Source organism: Spiroplasma endosymbiont of Nomada ruficornis (assembly GCF_964030795.1).
Taxonomy (GTDB): Bacteria; Bacillota_I; Bacilli_A; order Mycoplasmatales; family VBWQ01; genus Spiroplasma_E; species Spiroplasma_E ixodetis_A.
In genome coordinates, this window is record NZ_OZ034962.1 from 1,126,735 (window position 1) to 1,152,470 (window position 25,736).

Annotated in this window: 23 protein-coding genes and 1 pseudogene; 8 read left to right on the top strand and 16 right to left on the bottom strand. The window is 24.9% G+C overall.

Annotated features, from left to right (window positions below):
* The first annotated feature begins 106 nt into the window (after positions 1-106).
* Positions 107-925 carry a Cof-type HAD-IIB family hydrolase gene (locus AAHM79_RS06855; RefSeq protein ID WP_342257453.1) on the top strand — a complete coding sequence of 273 codons (819 nt, stop codon included), beginning with the start codon at positions 107-109 and terminating at the stop codon, positions 923-925.
* Positions 926-1,028: 103 nt separating this feature from the next.
* Positions 1,029-1,181, top strand: coding sequence for a hypothetical protein (locus AAHM79_RS06860; RefSeq protein WP_281749279.1), 153 nt, complete (start codon positions 1,029-1,031; stop codon positions 1,179-1,181).
* Positions 1,182-1,346: 165 nt separating this feature from the next.
* Here AAHM79_RS06860 and AAHM79_RS06865 read toward each other — a convergent pair whose 3' ends face one another.
* Entirely contained in the window at positions 1,347-1,619 is a 273-nt protein-coding gene (locus tag AAHM79_RS06865) for a hypothetical protein (protein ID WP_342257454.1), read from the bottom strand.
* Positions 1,620-1,773: 154 nt separating this feature from the next.
* Here AAHM79_RS06865 and AAHM79_RS06870 point away from each other — a divergent pair, with 154 nt between their 5' ends.
* Positions 1,774-2,724, top strand: coding sequence for an IS30 family transposase (locus AAHM79_RS06870; RefSeq protein WP_338979395.1), 951 nt, complete (start codon positions 1,774-1,776; stop codon positions 2,722-2,724).
* A gap of 39 nt (positions 2,725-2,763) precedes the next feature.
* Here AAHM79_RS06870 and AAHM79_RS06875 read toward each other — a convergent pair whose 3' ends face one another.
* The 13 genes and pseudogenes from AAHM79_RS06875 to AAHM79_RS06935 form a co-directional block, all read right to left on the bottom strand.
* Positions 2,764-5,061, bottom strand: a complete 2,298-nt coding sequence (locus tag AAHM79_RS06875; RefSeq protein WP_342257455.1) for a cation-translocating P-type ATPase — start codon at positions 5,059-5,061, stop codon at positions 2,764-2,766.
* A gap of 303 nt (positions 5,062-5,364) precedes the next feature.
* Positions 5,365-5,763, bottom strand: a complete 399-nt coding sequence (locus tag AAHM79_RS06880) for a hypothetical protein (protein ID WP_342257456.1) — start codon at positions 5,761-5,763, stop codon at positions 5,365-5,367.
* A gap of 247 nt (positions 5,764-6,010) precedes the next feature.
* Entirely contained in the window at positions 6,011-6,625 is a 615-nt protein-coding gene (gene yihA, locus AAHM79_RS06885) for a ribosome biogenesis GTP-binding protein YihA/YsxC (protein WP_338959507.1), read from the bottom strand.
* Positions 6,626-6,725: 100 nt separating this feature from the next.
* On the bottom strand, positions 6,726-7,676 hold the full coding sequence (locus AAHM79_RS06890) for an IS30 family transposase (protein ID WP_342257457.1): 951 nt from the start codon (positions 7,674-7,676) through the stop codon (positions 6,726-6,728).
* 197 nt (positions 7,677-7,873) lie between these two features.
* Positions 7,874-8,158 carry an HNH endonuclease signature motif containing protein gene (locus AAHM79_RS06895; protein ID WP_252319983.1) on the bottom strand — a complete coding sequence of 95 codons (285 nt, stop codon included), beginning with the start codon at positions 8,156-8,158 and terminating at the stop codon, positions 7,874-7,876.
* Positions 8,159-8,246: 88 nt separating this feature from the next.
* The gene (locus tag AAHM79_RS06900; protein ID WP_342257458.1) at positions 8,247-10,649 is read right to left on the bottom strand and encodes an extracellular solute-binding protein; all 2,403 of its coding nucleotides are present in this window, start codon (positions 10,647-10,649) and stop codon (positions 8,247-8,249) included.
* The gene (potB, locus tag AAHM79_RS06905; RefSeq protein WP_338957161.1) at positions 10,649-11,752 is read right to left on the bottom strand and encodes a spermidine/putrescine ABC transporter permease; all 1,104 of its coding nucleotides are present in this window, start codon (positions 11,750-11,752) and stop codon (positions 10,649-10,651) included. The genes AAHM79_RS06900 and potB overlap by 1 nt, the downstream gene beginning before the upstream one ends.
* Before the next feature lies 1 nt (position 11,753).
* The gene (gene potA / locus AAHM79_RS06910; protein WP_342257459.1) at positions 11,754-12,806 is read right to left on the bottom strand and encodes a spermidine/putrescine ABC transporter ATP-binding protein; all 1,053 of its coding nucleotides are present in this window, start codon (positions 12,804-12,806) and stop codon (positions 11,754-11,756) included.
* A gap of 20 nt (positions 12,807-12,826) precedes the next feature.
* Entirely contained in the window at positions 12,827-13,360 is a 534-nt protein-coding gene (locus tag AAHM79_RS06915; protein WP_342257460.1) for a helix-turn-helix domain-containing protein, read from the bottom strand.
* A 287-nt stretch (positions 13,361-13,647) separates the two neighbouring features.
* The gene (locus tag AAHM79_RS06920; protein WP_342257461.1) at positions 13,648-14,154 is read right to left on the bottom strand and encodes a hypothetical protein; all 507 of its coding nucleotides are present in this window, start codon (positions 14,152-14,154) and stop codon (positions 13,648-13,650) included.
* Positions 14,155-14,336: 182 nt separating this feature from the next.
* A pseudogene (locus AAHM79_RS06925) lies at positions 14,337-15,322 on the bottom strand (NAD(P)-dependent oxidoreductase).
* Positions 15,323-15,470: 148 nt separating this feature from the next.
* Positions 15,471-16,580, bottom strand: a complete 1,110-nt coding sequence (locus tag AAHM79_RS06930) for an AEC family transporter (protein ID WP_342257463.1) — start codon at positions 16,578-16,580, stop codon at positions 15,471-15,473.
* Positions 16,581-17,151: 571 nt separating this feature from the next.
* Positions 17,152-17,736, bottom strand: a complete 585-nt coding sequence (locus tag AAHM79_RS06935) for a hypothetical protein (RefSeq protein ID WP_342257464.1) — start codon at positions 17,734-17,736, stop codon at positions 17,152-17,154.
* Between the two features lie 540 nt (positions 17,737-18,276).
* On the opposite strand from AAHM79_RS06935, the gene AAHM79_RS06940 reads away from it, so the two are divergent.
* From AAHM79_RS06940 to AAHM79_RS06955, 4 genes are all read left to right on the top strand, one after another.
* Positions 18,277-19,800: a hypothetical protein gene (locus AAHM79_RS06940; RefSeq protein ID WP_342257465.1), complete on the top strand. Its 1,524-nt coding sequence runs from the start codon at positions 18,277-18,279 to the stop codon at positions 19,798-19,800.
* Positions 19,801-19,911: 111 nt separating this feature from the next.
* Complete coding sequence (locus AAHM79_RS06945; RefSeq protein WP_342257466.1) at positions 19,912-20,862, top strand: IS30 family transposase; 951 nt, start codon at positions 19,912-19,914, stop codon at positions 20,860-20,862.
* A gap of 405 nt (positions 20,863-21,267) precedes the next feature.
* Positions 21,268-21,561 (top strand): hypothetical protein, encoded by a 294-nt coding sequence (locus AAHM79_RS06950; protein WP_342257467.1) that lies wholly within the window; start codon positions 21,268-21,270, stop codon positions 21,559-21,561.
* 229 nt (positions 21,562-21,790) lie between these two features.
* Positions 21,791-23,167 carry a Sapep family Mn(2+)-dependent dipeptidase gene (locus AAHM79_RS06955; RefSeq protein ID WP_342257468.1) on the top strand — a complete coding sequence of 459 codons (1,377 nt, stop codon included), beginning with the start codon at positions 21,791-21,793 and terminating at the stop codon, positions 23,165-23,167.
* 37 nt (positions 23,168-23,204) lie between these two features.
* On the opposite strand, the gene AAHM79_RS06960 is transcribed toward AAHM79_RS06955, so the two are convergent.
* Positions 23,205-23,462, bottom strand: coding sequence for a hypothetical protein (locus tag AAHM79_RS06960; RefSeq protein ID WP_339039993.1), 258 nt, complete (start codon positions 23,460-23,462; stop codon positions 23,205-23,207).
* Positions 23,428-24,228 (bottom strand): hypothetical protein, encoded by an 801-nt coding sequence (locus AAHM79_RS06965; protein WP_342257469.1) that lies wholly within the window; start codon positions 24,226-24,228, stop codon positions 23,428-23,430. The genes AAHM79_RS06960 and AAHM79_RS06965 overlap by 35 nt, the downstream gene beginning before the upstream one ends.
* Before the next feature lie 239 nt (positions 24,229-24,467).
* Between AAHM79_RS06965 and mnmA the strand changes: the two genes are divergently transcribed.
* Positions 24,468-25,583, top strand: coding sequence for a tRNA 2-thiouridine(34) synthase MnmA (gene mnmA / locus AAHM79_RS06970; protein ID WP_342257470.1), 1,116 nt, complete (start codon positions 24,468-24,470; stop codon positions 25,581-25,583).
* Positions 25,584-25,736: the final 153 nt, after the last annotated feature.

The following is a 25,736-nucleotide window of genomic DNA, read 5'->3' on the forward strand; positions in this document are numbered from 1 at the left end:
TTATTTTAATTTAAGAAATTTTATTCTATGGAAATATATAGTATTTTATTATTTTATCTTTATAATATTAATAAAATAATAGAAAAAAGAAAGCAGGAAATGATTGATGGTAAAAATAATTTTTACTGATGTAGATGGTACTTTATTTGATAGTGGCAGTGCCTTAAGTGAAATTAATCTTAATGCTTGTTTAAAAGCTCAAAAAAATAATATTAAAGTTGTAATTAATACAGGTAGATATGGTGAAAATGCTATTCGTGTTGGTAAAATGATTAATGCTGAAAAATATGATGGTTATATTATTGGTAATGATGGCGCTGAAATTTGATCATATACTAAACAAAAATGAATTTATTTACAACAATTAAATTCAGAAACAACAATTAAACTTTATGAATGATTAACCAAATATAATAAACAAATGATTTTACATTTTAATAGTATTGATACTTTGTATGTTAACCATGCGGCTAATAGTTGAAGTACATGAGTTGAAAATCTGCAAATTAAAATTATTAAGTTAACTAATAGTACTGATATTAAAATGCCAATTTCAAAAGTAATGGTTATTTGAGAAAAATATTGAAAGGCTAATGAAATTACAAAATTCATTAATAATTTTGAAACTAACTTTCCGGATTTAACAATTGTTCAATATTATACAAATGTTTTTTCAATTGGTAATAAAAACATTAATAAAGGTTCAGCACTACAATGATTATGTAATCATTTAAATATTGACACTAAAGATGCATTAACGATTGGTGATGGATTTAATGATTTACCAATGTTTGAAGTATCTGGTCATCCAATAGTAATGGAAAATGCTAATATTGCTTTAAAACCATATGGTAAAACTATTGCTCCAAATAATGATGAACATGGAGTTGGATATATTATTAATAATTATGTTTTTAAAAAATAAAAACTTAATATTTTTAAAAATATACTCTTATAGTTTATTAACACACTAATAATTAAAATATATTATAATAATAATATAAGAAAAGTGAAAGGAGAAGGAAAATATGGCAGCAAAAAAACCTACTGTTTTTAATATTTTTATGAAAACTACATTGCCAAAAGTTAAAGCAGAACACCCAGAATTAAAACATACTGAGGCTTTTGGAAAAGCAGCAGCATTATGAGCTAATGCTGAAGAAAATCCTAAAAACAAATAGATAAAAAGATAATTCCTTAAAAGAGTCAGATTTAAAATCTGACTCTTTTAAATATAAAAAAATATTGAAATTTTAAAAAAACACTAAAATTGCTATACAAATCAACAATGATAAAGTATAATCAAAATACTTACCTAGTAGGGTTATAGAGAAAGGTAACTTTTTTTATATTTTTGATAAACTTCATTTATTTTGACTTGTAGATGGTTTATCAATATCTTCTAAATTAATTGTTTCTCAATCATTATTTTCTCTTTCTTTTACTAATAGAGAAAGTTTGTTCTTATAATCATCAATTATCAGTTGATTAATTCTAATCAACTTTTCATCAGGGTTTGGTTCAACATTATTTTTTTCTTCTATAATACGTATCATTTCCTGTAAAATAGATATCTTTTGATCAAGCTCTGCTCTTTTTTCTTCATTTTTTCTAGCCATTTAAATTTCCCCTTTCAAAAAAATAAAGTACTTTTTTATTTATTATTAATGCTGAATTATACTTGTAAGTGCAAGTAAATAAAATTGCAAAAAATTCTCATATAAAAATTTCATAATGCTAAATTTAGTTTAGAAAAAAGTAAGGAGTTTTTATATGAGTTATAAACATCTTGGCATAGATGAAAGGATTTATATTGAGAATCAATTGAAATTTAAATTTAAAATTAGTGAAATAGCTAAAAATCTTAATCGAAGTATTAGTACTATTATTCGAGAAATTAATAGAAATAAAGATAATAATCATTATTTTTCATTAATTGCACAAAATAAAGCTGAAAATCGAAAACAATCACATATTAGTTTTCATAAGTTTAAAAATAAGAATTTAGTAAAATATGTACAACAAAAATTACTATTAGGTTGATCACCTGAACAAATTTATGGCAGAATTAAAAATTTTCATAAAGAGTGAGTTATTAGTTTTAAAACCATTTATACTTGAATTTATTTTGGAATGCTTGATAAAGTTACTAGTAAAAATTTAAGAAGAAAAGGTAAAAAACGAAAATCTAAAGAAAATCGTGGCAAGTTTAATGGTAAATCAATTAAAGAACGAGATATAAATGTTAATGATCGTATAACACTTGGTCATTGAGAAGGAGATACTATAGTATCATCACGAGGTAAAAGCAAATCATGTTTAATAACTTTAGTTGAAAGAGTATCACGATTTACTTTAGCAATATTAGTTAAAAACAGAACTACTAAAGTTATTAATAAAAATGTCAGTTATTATTTATCAATTCTTCCTAAAAACATTGTTAAAACTATTACTTTTGATCGTGGCAAAGAATTTTCAAATTGACAACAACTTGAAAAAAATTTAGATGTAAAAATTTATTTTGCCAATCCATATTCACCTTGACAAAGAGGTACTAATGAAAATACTAATGGTTTAATTAGAGAAAAATTTCCTAAAAAATTTATTTTTTCAAAAACTAATAAAAATGAAGTTCATAAATTTATATTGTCTTTAAATCAAAGACCGAGAAAAATACTAAATTATCTTTCACCAATCGAATATTTGGATAGAAAAATAATTTAGTTGCACTTACCTTTACAATTTAGCTAATTTATATATTATCTAATATTTATATTTTCTTCATTTAAAAATTAATGAATTTCCAACAACAGTTATATCAGAAAGAGCCATCGCAATTGCAGCCAACGGTGGAATAATAAATCCGGCAGCAGCTAATGGAATAATGATAATATTATAACTAAATGCTCAAATAAAATTCATTCAAATATTATTTTTAGTTTTTTTAGTTAAAACAATAGCCTTATAAATAATACTAATATCATTATCAAGAATAGTAATATCACCAATTTTTTTAGCAATATCACTACCAGAGCCCATTGCAATTGCTAAATCAGATTGTTCTAAGGCAATAACATCATTAATACCATCACCAACAAACGCTACTTTTTTCCCTTTTGCTTGTAAATCAGCAACAATTTGTGATTTACCTTGTGGTGTAACATTAGCAAAGTATGTTTCTATCCCAACACGATTAGCAATAGCAAGTGTTTGTGATTCATTATCACCACTAATTAAAATAACCTCAATTCCCTGTTTTTTAACTTTTTCAATTGTTAATAATGCATTTGTTTGTAATTCATCTTCTAAAATAAAAATATTAGTAAAAACTTTATTAATTGCCAATGCCAATACTTTCTGGCTAGGAGTAACTGTTTCAAAATCAAATGTTTTTAGAAATGGACTAAATGGCATTTTTGCTTTTTGTAAATTTTCAAGTGATGAAATTTGTAATTCTTCAGTTTGATATTTTGCTTTAATACCAAAACCAATTTGTTCTTTAACTTCGGTAATTGTCAATGATTGTCCAACATTATTAGTATTAGCATATAAAGAAAAAGCTAAAGCCAAAGGATGTGTTGAATGTTTTTCCATAGCAATTGCCTTATTAACATGTTTTTCTTGACCATAAATTTTAGTAATAACCAAATTACCAGTAGTTAATGTTCCTGTTTTATCAAAACAAATGGTATCAATCTTAGTAATTTTTTCAAAAGCACTAGCCTTATTATAAATAATTCCTATTTTTGCTGCTTTATTAATTCCAACAGCAACTGCTAATGGTGTTGCAATCCCTAATGCACAAGGACAAGCAATTATTAAAGTTGCAATTGCAATTTCTAATGATTCTTGCACACCATTACCTACTGCAAAATAACGAATAAGAAAAACTAAAATGGCAATTAAAATAACAGTTGGTGTAAATCACCCAGAAATTTTATCAGCCAATTTTTGTAATTTTGGTTTCTGAGATTGTGCATCTTCAACTGCCTTAATCATACTTGCTAATACTGTGTCTTTACCAATTTTAGTTGCTTTCATTCTAAAACTATCACCAACATTATTAGTTCCACCAATTAAATTTTGGTTAACTTGTTTCGTAATAACTTGCGATTCACCAGTTAACATTGATTCATTAATAAATGCTTCTTCACTAATTAATTGACCATCAGTAGGAATATTTTCACCTTTTCGAATAATTAAAATATCATTTAATTGTACATCTTCAATATTAATAAAAGTTTCTGTTTTGGTATTATAATCATATTTTAAGATTGATTTTGGCTTTAATGACATTAAACTTTCTAAGCCACTAGTAGATCTTTTCTGTGCAACAGCACTAATTAAATCACCAAGTAAAACAATCATAATAATTGAAGCACTAACTTCAAAATATAAGTGTTCGGTTTTATTAATTATCATTAAATAAATAGAAAAAATAAATGCCGTTGTTGTTCCTAGTGCTACTAAAGTATGCATACCGGGTCATTTTTGTTTAATTAATTCTCGATAAATACCAATATAAAATTTACGACCAAAATAAAATTGAATTGGAAGTGCTAGTGCAAGTTGGACATAAGGATTACGTAAACTATCAAAAAATGAAGTATTAGGTATCATAATTAATAATAATGGTAGTAACAATATTCAACCAATAATAAGTTCAATTAAATCACGTAATTTAACATTATGTTGATGATTATGATGTTGTTCTGACATATGAGATTGATGTTGTTCACTAATATGACTATGACTACTATGATCATCTGTAATATCTTTCATATCAACTTGGTGACTCGTTTTTATATCTTTAATCTCAGTTTCAAACTTACAAATTTCATATCCTAAATGATACATTGCTTTTTTAATTTTTTTTTCATTTCAAAACTTAGGATCATAACTAAATTGTGCTTTTTTAGTAGCAAAATTGATACTAACAGTAATACCATCTTCTTTGGTAAAATGTCTTTCGATGACACTAGCACAAGAGGTACATGAAACATCTGACAGTACTGCTCTACTAATAACAAAATTATCATTTATATCACTTGTATTATTCATATTAACTTCATCTCCTCAAATTTTAATATTTTAATCTTTTTTATTATTTTTTAACACACAATATATACAAAAATAAATTATACACATTTTAATGTTAAAAAATATTAAAAAAACTAAATCCCCAATAACATGATTGGGGATTTATTACCTTCAAAAGTAATATATTTATATTATAACATAGACTATCTTAAATCTAAAAATTAATTATAAACTGGCCATTTTCTTTGATTCTATTTTTACTTCAATTTGTGAATCTATATTATTTATAGCGGTTTTTTTATCTGCAAACTTATCATTGTCAACTTAAATTTGTCTTCTTTGTTTTTCATCAAATTTTTTTGCTGCATCTATGCCAAAAGTAATAGCACCAACAGGAATACAAACAGGTAATATTACAGCATTGGCAATCCCACCAACAGCACCAGCACTAGCAGCAGCAGTTATTATATCAGTTTTTAATTGTTCTTCAGAACGGTCACTAACAACACTAACACCACCCGCAACAGTAGCAGTAACTAAAGCGCTTATTTGAGCAATAGGATTAATATACAAAGCACCAACAGCAGCACCTTTAGTCACTTTTATAATTTTTGCGGTTGTTCGATGTTTTGTTTTAAATTTTTTTCATTTTGTAGGTTTTTGTTCTACATTTTCTTCTGATTTTGCTTCAAGATTTTGTAAAATTTCATTTTTTATAGGCATTTCTTTTAATCTTCCTTTCAAATAAAAACTCATTTATTTTTATCAAAATAATGAGTTAAAAACTTATATTAAGTTTAATTATTATTATATTATTTTCTATACTGAATATTGATATTTTTAATAATTGCAAACTATCATATACAATTTATAGATATACTGGTTTATAATCAATATAAATAAAAAATAGATAAGAATATATACATATTAAACAACTTTTATCTTTTTTATAGCAACAAATATTATACTATTAAGTTTCTACTTCAACTTCATCAGTATTAACATCATCTGTTAATTTACTAATTACTAAATCAATTCCTTGTTTACTAATACTAGAAAATAAAATAATAGGAGTATTAGTGCTAAGTTTTAAAGTTGATAATATTAATTTTTTATTTTTTACTAATTGACTATTTTTCACTTTATCAACTTTAGTAGCAATTAAATGAATTTTTAAATGATAATGTTGTAAATATTCCAACATATCAATATCATCTTTACTGGGTGCATGTCTTAAATCTAATAATAAAAAAACTGCTTTTAAATTTTTTCGTGACTGAAAATATTCATCCATCATTGTCGCAAATTGGATTTTTTTTTCATTTGATACTTTAGCAAAACCATAGCCAGGAACATCAACAAAGCGACAAATATTATTATTAATTGTAAAAAAATTTAGCATTTGTGTTTTACCAGGTGTTTGTGAAACTCTAGCTAACTTACCATTATTACAAATTGTATTTAAAAATGTTGATTTACCAACATTACTGCGACCAACAAAACAAAATTCAGGAATTTCATCCTGCGGCCATTGTTCTTCTTTAATAGCACTAGTTAAAAATTGTGCTTGCTTAATTCGTTCCATTTTTTACCTCTTATTCAAAAATATATTATAGTCAATAGTTAAAATTTAAACTAATTATTATTTATTATTTTCATTTGCTAAATTGTAAAGGTAAGTGCAACTAAATTATTTTTCTATCCAAATATTCGATTGGTGAAAGATAATTTAATATTTTTCTCGGTCTTTGATTTAAAGACAATATAAATTTATGAACTTCATTTTTATTAGTTTTTGAAAAAATAAATTTTTTAGGAAATTTTTCTCTAATTAAACCATTAGTATTTTCATTAGTACCTCTTTGTCAAGGTGAATATGGATTGGCAAAATAAATTTTTACATCTAAATTTTTTTCAAGTTGTTGTCAATTTGAAAATTCTTTGCCACGATCAAAAGTAATAGTTTTAACAATTTTTTTAGGAAGAATTGATAAATAATAACTGACATTTTTATTAATAACTTTAGTAGTTCTGTTTTTAACTAATATTGCTAAAGTAAATCGTGATACTCTTTCAACTAAAGTTATTAAACATGATTTGCTTTTACCTCGTGATGATACTATAGTATCTCCTTCTCAATGACCAAGTGTTATACGATCATTAACATTTATATCTCGTTCTTTAATTGATTTACCATTAAACTTGCCACGATTTTCTTTAGATTTTCGTTTTTTACCTTTTCTTCTTAAATTTTTACTAGTAACTTTATCAAGCATTCCAAAATAAATTCAAGTATAAATTGTTTTAAAACTAATAACTCACTCTTTATGAAAATTTTTAATTCTGCCATAAATTTTTTCAGATGATCAACCTAATAGTAATTTTTGTTGTACATATTTTACTAAATTCTTATTTTTAAACTTATGAAAACTAATATGTGATTGTTTTCGATTTTCAGCTTTATTTTGTGCAATTAATGAAAAATAATGATTATTATCTTTATTTCTATTAATTTCTCGAATAATAGTACTAATACTTCGATTAAGATTTTTAGCTATTTCACTAATTTTAAATTTAAATTTCAATTGATTCTCAATATAAATCCTTTCATCTATGCCAAGATGTTTATAACTCATATAAAAACTCCTTACTTTTTTCTAAACTAAATTTAGCATTATGAAATTTTTATATGAGAATTTTTTGCAATTTTATTTACTTGCACTTACAAGTATAATTCAGCAATTAAATAGTCATTGAATTTTTAAATTATGATTAATTTTTCTTAATTAAGATAAAAATTAAATTAAATAGTCATTGAATTTTTAAATTATGATTAATTTTTTTTAATATTACATTCAACATGCATTGGTTGTAAATTTTCTAAACTATTATTATTTGGATCACCATCAATGTGATCAATATTTCAAGCAAATGCTGAAGTTGGTTGTTCACCTTGATAAGCACCTTTTATCATTGGCAAACAACACCACGGACAAGGAGCTTGCACATTCAATGTTCAAAATTCAGATAATCCTTTAAAATATTTCTCCATTTTTTGAATAGAATAGTTTCATATTTTTTCTTTGTCTTCTTTTTCTCACTTTTTACGACGTGCCACAATGAATTAACCCCTTTCGTATTAAATTATACTATAAGTTACAATATTTTTTTATATTTTTTTAAACTTAATATTACAATTTATTTTATTAACGTGCTAATAATCTATTATAAGCAGTTTGCATTTGTGGGTCAAAACTACGAGTATATAAACCGTTAAAATATCCTTCATGATGCTTACTTGGATCTAATGGATTGGGTAATTGGCCATTTTTTGGAATATATACATGCTTTCAAATTTCTGCTGAAAAATTAGTACTAACTTCATCCATGGCTGCTTGTAAAGGTGAGGTATAACCAAATTCACTACTTAAATCAACTTGTGTTTGTTTTTCCATTATATAATTAATAAATTTAAAAGCTAAATCTTTATGAGGAGAATCTTTACTAATTACCATATCATCATTTCAAACATTAGTCCCCATATATGGTCTAACAACAAGGTACTTACCATTATAAGAATCAGGATCATCAGCAATTGCAGATAATAAATCACCGTTATACATCATTGCTACATCCCACTTATTTTCATTACTAATTTCATCAACAATATCATCATTTAATAATTTTGTATTTTTATGTTTGATAACTGGTTCTAACCAGTCACTTGCATCTTTAATTTCAATTGGACTATGAGCATTAATATTATCACTAAATTCATTTCCTACTTGATTATATTGACCTGAACCGTTATTTTCTCCTCATTTATTTTTATAGTGTAAATCAGTAAGCGCAGTCATAAATAAGTTATGCATATCATCATTTAAAACGATACGTTTACCTAATTTTGCAGCATCTGTTAAAACACTTCATTGAACATTTGAACCATCAGCTTTAATACCAAGATCACTAAGATTATTTGTATTAGTAGTATTAATTACTAATACAACATCACCTCAAAAATAAGGAATACTATAACTATTTAAACCAAATTCATTTAAAATTCCATCACTATTTTCAACTCGATAATTATTCATTAATTCATATAAATCATGATTAATATCTTCTTTGGGATTAAAATCAATTCTACTATCATACTCAATATCACCTACATAATTTTTTGATGCAATTGGAAAAAGTCTATCTTCACTTGCTAATTTAGCCACCATATAATCACTAGGAACCATTACATCATAACTAGTAGTATACAATTTAGCATACAATGATTCATTATCATCAAAAGTTGAATATTTTATTTTAACTTGATATTTATTTTCAAATTCTTTTAAAATATTGGGATTCATATATTCGCCTCAATTAGCAATTGATAAATCATAAACATTAGTATAAATGTAGAAAGCACCCAAACTAATAAAACTTGATAATAAGATGATACTAATCATAATTAATTTTCACGGTCATAGTAAAAAACGATATTTCTCTCTTCTTGATTTTGAGCGTTCTTCTTTTAACTCTTTCTTTTTTTTAATCTTATTCTTTATATGTTCAATTCAAATTGATTCCATCTCAAGTTTTGCTTCAAGTTTAGAAATTTGATGAATAAGTTTCGGGTGATTTTTAATATAATCCTGAATTTTAATAATATCTTGCTCAGTTACAATTTCAAAATTACCATCACTATATAATGATTTACGTTTTCTACCTTTACTCTTAACCTTTTTATAGTTAAAACCATTTAATTGTAAATAATATTTAGTTAACAACTTCTCAGTTTTAATAATTTTTTTATCATGATAAATACCTTTATCAATTTTTTCATTACGTTGTTTAATTTGTTTTTTGCAAAGAACATAAGTATTTCAAGAAATAATAAGTACTGCAATTAATAAAATAATTATTGTTGAAAAAGCATTAATATAAGGCTTAATTCGTTTTAAAGAATAAATAAAAGTTGAAACGTTAGAAGTATTACCGCCAGTAAAATAAGAAATTAAAAAATCATCAAAACTCATAGCAAACGCAATAGCTGCTCCAGCAATAATTGCTGGTTTAATTGTTGGTAATACAATTTTGCGTAACGTATATCAAGGTGTCGCACCTAAATCTTGACTTGCTTCTAATTGTGACATATTTATTGATCTAATTTTTGGTAAAACAGTAATAATAACATAAGGAATATTAAAAGAAATATGAGCGAAAATTAATGTTCCAAGACCAAAACTAAAACCAAATGCCATAAATAATAACATTAAAGAAACAGCAGTAACAATATCAGCATTAACTAAAGGAATATTAGTAATCCCTAAAGTAATATTACGTGTTATTTTTTTTGTTTTACTTAAACCCAAAGCAGCAAACGTACCAATAATAACAGCAACAAAAGTAGAAATAAAAGCAACAATTAATGTTACACTAACCGATTCTCAAAGTTCACTTTGTTGAAATAAATCGTAATAAGGTTGCAATGATCAAGAATTTCAACTACGAACTGAATCGCCACCATTAAAAGAGAATATCATTAAAACTAAAATTGGAGTATAAAATAATAAAAAGATAATAGCTAAATAACTATTTTTAAAAAAAGATCTCATTAATTAATACCTCCTATTTTTTTACCAGTAGCTCAACTACCAATCGCTTTTAAAGTAAAAATAATAATTAAAACAATAATACCTAAAATAACAGAAATAGCAGCACCATAAGCAAAATTAGCACCACGATAAAAATATGATTCAATAATATTTGCAATTAAAATAGTTTTTCCTTCACCAATATATTTAACTACTACTAGTGAAGTCATAGCACTTAACATCATTAAAGTAAAACCAGAAACAATACCAGGCACTGAAAAACGAAAGGTAACTTTTCAAAATGTTTTCATCTTAGAAGCTCCTAAATCTTGACTTGCTTCTAATAAATTGCGATCTGTTTTTTCTAAAGAATTATAAATTGGTAAAATAACGAAAGGCATAAACATATAAACCATTGCTAAAATAATACCAATTGGAGTTCCTAATAAAACATTAGGACCTAAAATACTAAAAATAATTTGTAATCCAATTGTACGTAATAAAATGTTAATTCAAATTGGTAAAGTAACTAAAACTCAAATATTTTTTGAAGCAATTTTTGTTGACATAAAAGCCATAATATAAGCAATGGGATAACCAAAAATAACAGCAATTAAAGTGGCAACAAATGAATAACCAATTGAACGTAATAAAACCATAACATAACTATTTTCTTTAAAAAAAACATTAAAATTACTAAATGTAAAACGAAATATTCAAGCATTATTAGTTGCTTTAATAATTGAATATAAAATTACAATTAATAATGGCAATACAATTAAAATTACCATCACCAATAAATATGGATAAGCAAGCGTAACTCATGATTTAAAACCAAAATTTACTGATTTATCTTTGATTTTATTTTTAATAAAACTTATTTTTTGGTTTGTTTTTTTTCAACATAACAATGCTTTTTTCTTTTTTACTCGTTTCATTTTCGATTTATTTTTTGCTACTTCTTGTAAAGAAACATTATTTTTTTTAAGCTTAAACCATTTTTTAAATCTATACTTTTTTTTATTTTGATTATCAATAATTTTTTCTGGATTTGAATTATTAACTAACATATCTTGTGATTTTAAAATTTGTGTTTTAATATTACGTTTAAACAAATTTTTCATTTTACTCTTCAATTTCCTTTCACATAACATGAATATCTTCAACATTTCATTTTAAACCAACACGGTTACCTACTTCAAAATTATCAGTAGTATGAACTATCCATTTGCGTTTATTAGCAATAATTTCAATTTCTCATAATAATCCTTTAAAAGCAATAGTTTTAATAGTTCCATCAAAAAAACCACTACCTGCATTAACTAAATCAATATCTTCTGGTCGAATAACAATATCAATATTACGTTCTTGTTCACCAAAACCAGTATCAGAGCATTCAAATTTTTTACCGTCAAAACGAACACAATAATCATTAACAAATACACCATTTTCAATAACATTCGAGCTACCAACAAACTGTGATGTTCATTTATTTTCAGGCTCATTGTAAATATCTTGTGGTGTCCCAATTTGTTGAATTTGACCTTGATTTAAAACAACTACCCGATCTGACATAATAAATGCTTCTTCTTGATCATGAGTAATAAAGATAAAAGTAATATTAATTTCTTCTTGAATTTTTTTTAATTCTACTTGCATTTGTTGACGTAATTTCAAATCCAAAGCAGCAAAAGGTTCATCTAATAATAAAATTTTAGGATTAAGAACTAATGCTCTAGCTACTGCTACTCTTTGTTTTTGACCACCAGATAAATCATTAACATCTTTATCTTCCATACCATTTAATTTAACCAAATCTAAAGCTTTTTTAACTTCTTTTTTGATTTTTTCACGATCAATTTTTCTTAACTTTAAACCATAAGCAATATTATCAAAAACATTTAAATGCGGAAATAAAGCATAATTTTGAAAAATAGTATTTATTTCTCTTTTATGAATTGGAATTTTAGTTAAATCCTTACCTTTAAACAATAATTGACCATTGTTTGGTTGTTCAAAACCAGCAATAATCCTTAATAATGTTGTTTTACCACAACCACTAGGACCAAGAATGGTAAGAAATTCACCTTCATGAATATTTAAACTAATTCCTTTTAAAACAACTTTACCATCATATTCTTTGGTAATATTACGTAATTCTAAAATATTTACACTCATAATTTCCTCCTTTAAATGGTTTAAAAAATTGGTGGATTTGAAACTCATAAAATAGTTGCAATTGAATTATTGGGATTTTCTAAATAATGTTTTTCATTACCTTTAATATAAAATGCTTCATTAGCTACTGCTTTTACTCTAGTTGCACCATAATGAACAAATACTGTTCCACTTAATACATATCCAAAGATCTGACCTTGAAATGGCGGAATTTTATTTGAATTACCAAATGGTTTTAAACTTAAAATTACTGGTTCTAATGTTAATTTTTGAGCATTAGGAATAATTCATTTTATTTGATAATATTCTTCGTCACTAACAGTAACATCTTGTGATTTAAAAACTATTTTTTCTTTTACTTCACCAGCAAAAAAGGTTGATAATGGACAATCAAAAATGTCTAAAATACTTTTTAGTGTTTCAATACTAGGTGAAGAAACATCATGCTCTAACTGACTAATAAATCCCTTTGATAAATCACAACGTTTCCCTAACTCTTCCATAGTTAAATTGTGTTTCAATCTTAAAGTTTTTAACTTTCTTCCAATTTGCATATTGATTATTTTCTCCTTTTGTTTATTTATACTAAACTTTAAGTTAAATAATAAAAATAAAATTATATAATATTTTAAAAAAAAAACAATTATTTATTTTATTTTTAATAAATAAAATAAATATAAAATTATTAGTGTAAAAATGTGTAATAAAAAGAATATTTTTTTCATTTTTCTACTATAAAATTAAAATAAAATTTATTACTTTATTTTAAAGTAATAAATTTAAAAAATATATTTTATTTTTTTAGTAAAGAAGAAATTGATGTGTTTTAATAAATTACCTTTTACATTGTTGATGTATTAGAATTGTATACACTTGTTGAATAATATAAATTTTCTAAATTTGAATTTATAATTTTTTTTGAACCTTCAAAATCTAATTTTTGCTCTTCTTGTTTTTCATCATCTTTTTTTGCTAACATTTGAGTTATTTCAAAACCACCATCGATAGCACCACTAATGGCACCAACAGCAGCTCCACCAGCAACTAAACCAATAATAGTAGGAGTACCAAGAATAGCAACCCCTCCGGCTGCACAAGTAATAGAGGCTACATTAGTAACAATATTAGCAACATCACCCCCATCATCACCAGTAACAATAGTAGCAGCATTAGCAACCGTAGAGGCAACTAAATTAACAGCCGCAACACCAATACCAACAACTTTTGCAGCGCCAGTAACAACTCCAATAGTACTACCCGCTGCAACACCCGCTGCAATAAGTTCAATGGGAGTAACATTATTTTTTACTTTATTATTTAATTTTTCTCTTTTTTCCATAATGGGCATATCTTTTAATCTTCCTTATTTGAAATTTAGAATAAAAAACCTATTTACTTTAAAATAAAGTAAATAGGTAAAAAACTTATATTAAGTTTGATGTTATTATAACATAATACATTAGTATATATTAATATTCATATTATTTTTTTCATATACAATATGTAAAATAACTATAATCAATTATTAAATTAAATTTTATTTTTACATTCTTGACCAGATAAAATTACTTTTAAATTTTCATAAGTAATTTCAATCATATTTTTAACAGCTTCATCAGTATACGATCCAATATGTGGTGTCACAATAACACGTGGATATAATGATAATAATTTATTTGTAATATTATCGGGAGTTGGTTTTCCAGCAAAATCTTTAAAAAAACTTTGCTTTCATTTTCTAAAACATCCAAACCAACACCTTTTAAATGACCGCTTTTAACTGCATCATAAACTGCTTGTAAATCCATTAATTCACCACGAGCTACATTAATTAAAACTGATCCAGGTTTCATTTTTGCTAAAAAATTCTTGTCAACTAAATGGTAATTTTCTTCTTTAATATATGGACAATGTAATGAAATTAAATCCGATTCTTTAAGTAAAGTTTTTAAATCACAATAAGTTAGAATACTTTTTGCTTGATCACTTTCATAAATATCATATCCTAATACCTTTGCTCCCATTCCATGTCATGCCTTAGCTGCTTGATAACCAATGCGGCCAGTTCCAATAATTCCTATTGTTGAATTACGAATTTCTTTGGCAAACATAAAATCATCAATTTTAAAATTATGATTTTGTTGATGATTAGCACTATAAAATAAATTTCGAAGTAAGCCGTTTCCCATACTTACTGCTAATTCACTAACAGCATTGGGCGAATAACCAGGTACATATGCCATTTTAAAACCTAATTCATGAGCTTTTTTTAAATCAATATGATTATAACCAACAGTTCTAGTTAATAAATATTTAACGCCATATTCTTTCATTTTTAATAAATTTTGCTCATAACAGTCACAATTAGCACGAACCATTACTGCTTCATGTCCCTTTGCCGTTTCAATATTATCCTTTGTTAAATACTCTTCAATTAACTTTAAATCATATCCATAATTTTTATTTAATGTTTCAAAAAAAAGCTTTTCTGTTTTACGAACACCATAACAAACCATTTTAATTTTTTTTGCAATATTTTTATTCCCTTTCTTTTGTTTATATTTTAACTAAATAACGGTGTTGTGCCAATCGCTGTAGTAATAATTACTCAAAATGGTAATGAAATAATTGAAAATAATGTAGCAATTAATGTTAAATTACTTGTTAACAATGGCTGTTTTTTGTAAGCAATTGAATAGGCAACAATAACTGATGCTGGGGGGCTGCTAACATAATTACAATAACGCCTAATCCAACAGTATCTAATTTTCATGCTCCGGTTTCTTTTCCAATTGCCGCAACTGCACAAACTAATGCTAATCCAAATAATGGTGCAAAAATAATTTTCATTACCATTCCAAATCATACTTTTTTATCTTGTGCAGCATCTTTAAAATTACCTTTTGCTAAAGTAATTCCAATTGCCAATCATGCTAATGGCGTACATAATGCCTCTAAAGTTTTTGTTACTTTAAACAATGGTGGAAATGTATTATCTAATCGTAATGGTAAAAAATGTTGACCACTAGTAATATCATTTTGATCAGGAACAATAGCAATTCCAGGAATTAATTGTGTAACTCAAAAAATAAATCCAACCATAGTTGCAATTAAAATTGGATTTAAAAAAATCTGCTTTACATTCTTTATTAAATTTTCTCTTTTTATTACTTTCATTTCTGATTTAATTTGTGCATATCCATCAGTATTTAGTTTTGTATCAACAATAAAATCAGCACCAGTTTGTCCTTTTGTTACTACTGCTGCTTTAATAGGTTTGCTCATTACAATAAACCCTAATGAATATAAAAATATTCGATATGGAATATTAAAAATATTAGCTGGTAAGGTGGCAGCTCCATTATCAAATAGTGCTGTTACTACAGGAATTCCAAAAAATGTTGTTGAATCAAATACAGTACACATTGCTAATGTATCTTGAATATCCTTATCATATTTAATATAAAAATATTTAGCAACTATTCCCAGTATCATATAGAATAAAAAACCAACTAGTAAAATTGCAACTTGCTTTTTAACTTGCTCTGTTGTTGTATTTGTCATAAAACCATCAAAAGCTAAAGATGGTAAACCAACAACCATAACAATTTTAATTAAAACTGCTTCTCAGTCTTTTTTAAATGTCCCTCTCTTCGTTAAAAATCAACCTAAAAAAATTACAAATATCGTTGCTAAAATTGCACTTCAAAATCCTCAAGCTTTTAATGTATTTATAACAGCTTGACCAACATCAGCTTGTAAATAAAATTGCATATTTCTTTCTATTTCTCCCTTCTTTAATACTTTCTCCTTTCTCTAAAATCTAAGTATTTTGTAACTACTTATGTGTTATTATATAACTTTCAAATAAAAAATAAAACTAATTTACCAAATTTTCAATATTGTGTATAGAGTAATAAATTTGGTAAATTAAAATTATAATATTTTTTTTAAAGTTATAGACCCATTCTTTTCATAGTTCTAGCTGGTGATTTTTGTCTATTATCTTCTTCTGGAATAAATCCATTTACTCTAGTTTCACTAGCTTCTTTTTCTAATTCTTTTAGTTTATTTTTTCATTCTTGAAATTCTGATCATATTTCTTTTGTTTTTTCTTCGGATTCAATTTGATACTTTTCTTTTTTATTTTCAGGCTGAATTATACTTGCACTTACAAGTATAATTCAGCCTGAAAATAAAAAACAATAGGTTTATTTAGTTTACACTTATTTTTGCTAAAGTTTTAAAATTATGCAATAAACTTTTTAATATTTTACAAATATAGAAAAAAAGATTTCAATTGAAATCTTTTTTTCATATAATATTTTTTACAAGTTTGGTAAGTTTAATTTAGATTTAACTGTTGATTATTGAGTTTGTAAATCAATTGCACTAATTTCTTTTTTTCGATGTCATCAAAATCACTATCACATTCTAAATTACTTTCTAATTCATTAATTTTGTATTTTAATCTTTCTGCCAAATTCATATTGGAACTTTCAATATCATTTATTTTAAATCATTTTCCATCAAATAATAATTCATATACTATTGTTTCTTCAGATTTATCATTTGTATTTAATAAACCAGAATAATTAGATTCCTCTTTATTTGGATTTTTCAAAGTAACACTTAATTTATACATACCAAATGATAAACATAGTTCATCAAGGGGTAAAGAAATATTTTTAGTTCAAATTATTTGCTTATAATCTTTATTAATACAGTTCAATACTACTGATTGTAAACATTCTTTTTCTAATCCTAATAATTGCTTTGAAATAGTTATTTCTGTTGTTAATTCTTTACGAAATACTTGTGTTGCTGCTACTCAAAGTATTTTTAACGCAGCCGCTTTTTTATTAGGTGATGTTTTTAACTTTAATCTATCTAAATGACTAATCTTTGTTTGACTTTTTTCTTTATTCATAAATTTTCTCCATTCAAATTAATAATCTTATTTAATTTTATTATATGACCAAGTTCTCCATTAATACCTAATATTTTAACTATTAATAAATTCATTATTTAAATAACATAGTTATTCGAAAATTATTATTTTTATTTATTTTACTGTTTTATTTAACATATCTTTTTATCTTCCTTTTCTCTAAAACTTTAATTTAATAAAAATTCCTAATATAGATAAATTTCTATATTAGGAATTAACTTTATTAAATTAGTAATTAAGATTATAGTTTATTTTTTTAGTCTATCAATAAATATGCTTATTACTAATTTTATTAACACTATAAAATGTAAGTAAATATTATCATCTTAATAAAAAGACTTTCATTTTATTTAAAAACTAATATTAATAGTCAATAATATATTAATATTATTAATTTTTCCAGTCCAATTAATTACACGACACTATCTTAATTTTTAATTTGATATAATTATAAAAAGAGTAAGTATATTAAAAATAGATTGGGGTATTTTTATGATAGAGGAAATAAATTCTAGTTCAATGAAAGAACCAAAAATTTATCGTATTGGTCTATATAGCAAATTAACAATTCTTATTAATGGCCTTCTAATTACTACGAGTTTAATGATAGGTTGGGCTTTATGAGCAACTATTGGTCGAGATGCAATTGATAACTATATTAAATGATTCAATAATCCACAACAACCTAATTCTAATTTACAAATTAGTTTCAATATAATAAGTATTATTGTTTTCATAGTCTCTGGTTTATCTTTAGCATTAGTAGTCGTACCTTTTATTTTTTTAAAAACTAAAAATAGTGTATCAGCACTTTTTTGTTTAATAAGTTTTATTTTTTCAGCAATATTTGTTATCTTTCTTATTGTATTTTTTATTTTTAGATTTAAAACTTTTACTTTCTTAGCTAATAAAAAAGACGGCGAAATAATCAATACAACTGGTAACTTTCTAATAGCTTTTTTACCATGAATGTTGGCTGAACTATTTGCAATACTTTTATTAATCCACAGTCTCTGATTAATTATTAATATTACCTCTAAATACAAATCAAATACACTATTAATGCCTATTGCTAAACCAAAAGCAAAACAAGAAACAGTAATAGCAAAACAAGAAGTTGATGATACGATAACGCTTCCTAACGTCGTACCAATACCAGTACCTCAAAATAATGAAGAACAACAAGTAGCAAACCAAGAAACTAACAATACTGTTCTTAAGCAAGATCTAACACAAGAAAAAATAATCACTAACCCTTCAACAGCAACTGTCCATTATACTAATCATGAACTATCACAAACACCAACGCAAGGTGCTTATCATGCCGAAACTGTTTCACCAACACCAGGTACTCTTACTAATCTTAAATCCGAATCTATTACAAATGAAGAAGAAATTAATGATAATATCGAAAATGCAACAATATATTCAGAACCAACAGTTGAAAAAACAAGTGTAGAAGATACAACAATATATTCAAAATCACCAACAACAGAAAGTAATATTAATAGCGAAACTAATTACCAACCAAAAAATCAAGGTGGTTTTGATGTTAAAGACAGTAGTTATTCTGAATCTGAAACATCTAATTTTAATGAACAAGCAACAACAATAACTGTTGAAGAAACACAACCAATAATAGAGAAAACAAATACAAATACAAAAAAAGAAACAATCGAAGTGCAAAAAGTTACTACTCACCATTGAACATTAGAACAAATTGAAGCTGTTTGAGAAAAAGCGGAAATAATTGATGGTGTTAGTGATAAATTATATCGTAAAGATTATGGTGGTGCTTGAATGTTTCGTGATTCATTTACCACTGATTATAGCGCAGCAGATAACTTAGAAACTTACTCTTGAACTATTGTTCTACATCGTCCTACTAGTCAACAAGGAACAACTGAATTATATAATCTAGATCCAATGAATATTGTTAATGCAAAAAGTAAAGGTGAAAATTACCCTTCTTGAAAAACTAAAATTTCTTCAAAAGGAAATAAAAATATTGCAAAAGAACAACATTGAAAAGCACGAACATAAATATAATGCTGAATTATACTTGTAAGTGCAAGTAAATAAAATTGCAAAAAATTCTCATATAAAAATTTCATAATGCTAAATTTAGTTTAGAAAAAAGTAAGGAGTTTTTATATGAGTTATAAACATCTTGGTATAGATGAAAGGATTTATATTGAGAATCAATTGAAATTTAAATTTAAAATTAGTGAAATAGCTAAAAATCTTAATCGAAGTATTAGTACTATTATTCGAGAAATTAATAGAAATAAAGATAATAATCATTATTTTTCATTAATTGCACAAAATAAAGCTGAAAATCGAAAACAATCACATATTAGTTTTCATAAGTTTAAAAATAAGAATTTAGTAAAATATGTACAACAAAAATTACTATTAGGTTGATCACCTGAACAAATTTATGGCAGAATTAAAAATTTTCATAAAGAGTGAGTTATTAGTTTTAAAACAATTTATACTTGAATTTATTTTGGAATGCTTGATAAAGTTACTAGTAAAAATTTAAGCAGAAAAGGTAAAAAACGAAAATCTAAAGAAAATCGTGGCAAGTTTAATGGTAAATCAATTAAAGAACGAGATATAAATGTTAATGATCGTATAACACTTGGTCATTGAGAAGGAGATACTATAGTATCATCACGAGGTAAAAGCAAATCATGTTTAATAACTTTAGTTGAAAGAGTATCACGATTTACTTTAGCAATATTAGTTAAAAACAGAACTACTAAAGTTATTAATAAAAATGTCAGTTATTATTTATCAATTCTTCCTAAAAACATTGTTAAAACTATTACTTTTGATCGTGGCAAAGAATTTTCAAATTGACAACAACTTGAAAAAAATTTAGATGTAAAAATTTATTTTGCCAATCCATATTCACCTTGACAAAGAGGTACTAATGAAAATACTAATGGTTTAATTAGAGAAAAATTTCCTAAAAAATTTATTTTTTCAAAAACTAATAAAAATGAAGTTCATAAATTTATATTGTCTTTAAATCAAAGACCGAGAAAAATACTAAATTATCTTTCACCAATCGAATATTTGGATAGAAAAATAATTTAGTTGCACTTACCTTTACAATTTAGCAAATTTAAAAACATAATTTTACTTATTTTAAAATAAAAAATTAAAAAAACTTATTAAATTAAAAGTTAATAAGAATTTTTGTTATATATTTATGTTAATTAAATTATTAAAATGTTTTTATAATTTATAAAATTGAGTATTTTAATTGTAATATTTTTAAATTAGTAGTAAGATAAATTTACAATTTCATAAAAATCCAAATTATTTCTTGTCTAAATTTATAATAAGACTACAACGATTTAATTTATTCCGGATTTTTGACAACCGCCAAAAATTATTAATGATGCTATTAACTTAAAAATTAATAATTTCTCAATTGATTTAAAATATAATCTTCCTCATCAAACAGTAATTGATGTTAATAATGATTTACAAATATGTATGCAATTAAAAACACCTCACATTAGCTATGATAGTTATAATCACAAACAAAATCTTACTATTAAAAGATATATTAATAATTTCTTAAAAAAGCACAAATATGATAACTATGAATACTATAGTTATAGTAAAAATACTAATAATCAATCAAAATATATTATTGCATATTGTTTATTAGAAAACTATTATGGAATTGGTCCAAATGCTGTTTCATATATTAAAAAAGAAGATAAAGCAATAACATTAATAATAACAATCAAAAAAATAGTATTTTATCAACAAATGAAGTTTTAATCCAAAAATTAATACAAGGTTTATTACTAAAAAAGGGAATAAAATTTAACAAAAATGATAATATTCTAGAGCAGCCACTGATTAGTAAATTAATCAAAAATAAACAAATAAAAATAAAAAATAATCATTTATCTTGCACAAATAGTTCCTGATTATTGTTAAATGATTTAATAGTTGATATTATAACTAATACTACTATTTAAATTTATATATCAAGGAGTGAATAAATATGGAATTCAATGAAAAATTGCTAAAAGAAAAATATTTTCCACAAGCACTAACAAAAATAAAAGAAATTGTTAAAATTCAATCATATGCTCAACCACCCACAACAGCAGCACCTTATGGGCCTGGTGTTAAGGAAGTATTAGATTATGCTATTAATTTAGGACAAGAATTAGGTTTTAAAACTTATCGTGATAAAAACAATAAGTATGGATATTTAGAATATGGTGATGGTAAAGAAATATTTGCCATGTTAGGTCATCTTGATGTTGTACCACCAGGTAATTTAGAAGAATGAAAAATTCCACCTTTTTCGCCAGAAATTATTAATGATATTTTATATGGACGAGGTGTATTAGATGATAAAGGTCCAACAATTATTATTCTATACTGTTTAAAATATTTAAAAGATCATGGCTATCAACCAAATCGTCGAATTAGAGTTATCTTTGTTTTAACTGAAGAAACAACATGAGATTCAATTAACACATATATGAAGCAAGAAGGTACTCCAACTTTTGGTTTTACTCCTGATGGTATGTTTCCGCTAGTATATGCTGAAAAAGGAATTATTAACTTAGATATTATTGGTACAGGTCATAAATCCATTGTTATTAATGCAGGTGATGCTTACAATGTCACTTGTTCTACTAGTAATATTAATGGTGTTGATATTGAATCATTTGTTAAAATTGGGAAAAATAAGAAATATCGAATTGAAAATAATAATCAACAAATTACCATTCATGGTAAACCAGCACATGGGTCACGACCAGATGAAGGAATTAATGCAGGATTAAGAAGTTTATTAATTTTAAATGAACTTAAAGTTGAACATAATCTAATTAAATTTGTTGGTGATATTTTACAAGAAGATACTGCTTTAACAAAATATTTTGGTGATTTAGATGATGAATCTGGAAGTTTTACTATTAATGTTGGCATTGTTGAAATTAATAGCAAAAGTTCAAAATTAGGATGTAATATCCGTATTCCAGTTAAAACTGATTTACAAGAAATTTTAAATAGATTAACAAAAATATTAAAACCTTATAATTTAACAATAAAACAACAACATTATGATAAACCATTATATATGCCACAAGAATCAACAATTGTTATTAAATTAATGGAAATTTATCAAGAAGTTACTGGTGATAAAAAAGCAAAACCAATTGCAATTGGTGGTGGAACTTATGCTAGAGCAATGCCAAATTGTGTAGCATTTGGTGCGATATTTGATCATACTAACTCAACTGAACATCAATATAATGAATGTATTAAAGTTGACGAATTATGAAAATCAATTTTAATTTATGTACGTGCTATTAGTACACTGGGAAGTTTAGAAATTGGTAAATTATATAAAAAGTTAGAATAGTTTATTCTGACTTTTTATATTTTCATTCAAATAAATTTTATGCAATTGAAAGAGTTCTAGGACAACCAACAAAAGCAGGACCATTAATACTATTAATAACACTTACCAATTCATCATTAAAGTTATTACTTAATTGTCGTTCATCACTACTATTAATACTCATATAATTACTATTAGTTACTATTTCCTCTAATTCATTATTTGGAGTAGACGTAAAAAATTTCTGTCATTGTTTTTTAGCATATTTATTTAATACTTTATTACCAATAGTATCATTGATAATTAAACCAAACATAATTTAAAAGACTCATACATTTTGATTGTTGAGAAAGTAATGATTCTAACTCATCATTTTCATTATTATTATTTAAACAATTAAAATATCTTTTGAAAGCAAACCACATATGTGTTTTTGTTAAATATTCTATACCCTTATCTATTAAGATAGAAGTATAACATAAAACTTCTGCTCGTATAATTGTTGATAAAATATTTGGGCCATAAATAATTTTACTTCAATATTCAGCTAAACTAGTTAAAGAACCAACTGAATACATACTAGAAGCCGTAATCATAAAATGATTAGAAATTCAATATCCAGCTTTTGCTATTAGCATTTTTCCAAAGATAGCTGTTTTTGAAAGACATGAATAACCTTCTTCAACACCAATTTCGGGATATAAAGATAAAAGCGGACTCATTTCTTGATCAGCAGTTCTATTAAATATTGTTCTTCCCTCTTGTCAAATTTTTTCTGCGCTCCATTTTCATAAATTCATTGCTTGTGTACTAATTACCAATTGTACTGGAGTTACTCCAAAATCAACTAAATTATTTAAAGGATTTACTTTATTTCAATCAAATGATCCAATACTAGTAACTGCTACCTGAAATACTCGTTGTACAGTTTTCAAACCAACTGCTGCTGTTAATAAACTAGCTGTTCCAATTATTTTTTTAGTATCTGATCATATTAAACTACTTCAACTATTATTAATAGTATTTGCTTCTATATTGCTATCTATATCATTATTTATTAATAACTCTTCTTCTTGTGGCATTTTTTCTCTTCTCTCTATTTCTTTATTAAAACATAAAAAACACATTAGTAACAAACTTTACAAAAGTGGTTATAAACCATATTTTGTTAAATTGCTTTTATGTTTTTTAACATTAGTATAAAGGATTATCACTTAATAATCAATATATAAATTCAATAATTTAAAAATATTTATTTGGGTATTTATTATATATTTGTTACAATTATTAAGCATTTATGAAAAGTATTAAGGAGTAAAAAATGACAGAAAAAAAACGCATTGTTGTTGGTATGAGTGGTGGTGTTGATTCATCAGTAACAGCAGCACTTTTACAAGCAGAAGGCCATGAAGTTATTGGTCTTTTTATGCGTAATTGAGATTCACTTTTAAATAATGATTTACAAGGTAACAATAATCAAGATATTTGTCCACAAGAACAAGATTATCTTGATGCTTTAGCTGTTTGCCAAAAATTAAATATTAAATTAGAAAGAATTGATTTTGTTAAGGAATATTGAGATAATGTTTTTACTTATTTTCTTGAAGAATTTAAAAAAAGTCGTACTCCTAATCCCGATATTCTATGTAACCAATATATTAAATTTGATGCTTTTTTAAAATATGCAAAAAAAAATTTACAAGCAGATTATATTGCAATGGGGCACTATGCACGAATTAACTACAATCCAATTACTAAACAATATCAGTTATTAAAAGGAATTGATGATAATAAAGATCAAAGTTATTTTTTATGTCAATTAACACAAAAAAAATTAAAATATAGTTTATTTCCTTTAGGTAATAAAACTAAAACCGAAGTTAGGGAATTAGCAAAAAAATATAATTTACCAACAGCAACAAAAAAAGATTCTACTGGCATATGTTTTATTGGTAATCGTAATTTTCAGACATTTTTAACAAATTATTTACCAGCTAATCCTGGCAAAATTGTTGATATTAATACCAAAACTACTATTGGTAATCACAATGGTGTTTACTACTATACACTTGGTCAAAGAAAAGGTATTAATCTTTCAGGAATGAAAGTTCCGTATTTTGTTGTTGAAAAAGATGTTACTAATAATATCCTTTATGTTGCTAATGATAATGAAAATAAATGACTAATGAATAGCGGTTGTACTGTTAAATCATTGAATTGAATTAATAATAGTACATTAAAAAACTCTTTAAAATGTAATGCAAAATTTCGCTATCGTCAATCTGATATTGCTGTTATTATTAATTTTATTAATAACGATGAAATTAAGGTTGAATTTTCAGAAAAGATACGCGCTATTACGCCCGGTCAAACCGCTGTTTTTTATGATGGTGATATTTGTCTTGGTGGTGGAGTTATTGATCAAATATTTCGCTAATCAATTATTAAAAAACTAATATAAATGATAAAATTTTTAATTGCATATTTTTTTATAATTTTCAAGATTCAAAAATTACTATTAAACTATTTTTTTAGTTTTTAGATACTTTTATTGCATTTTCTTTTTTACGTTTTTAAAATATAAAATAAC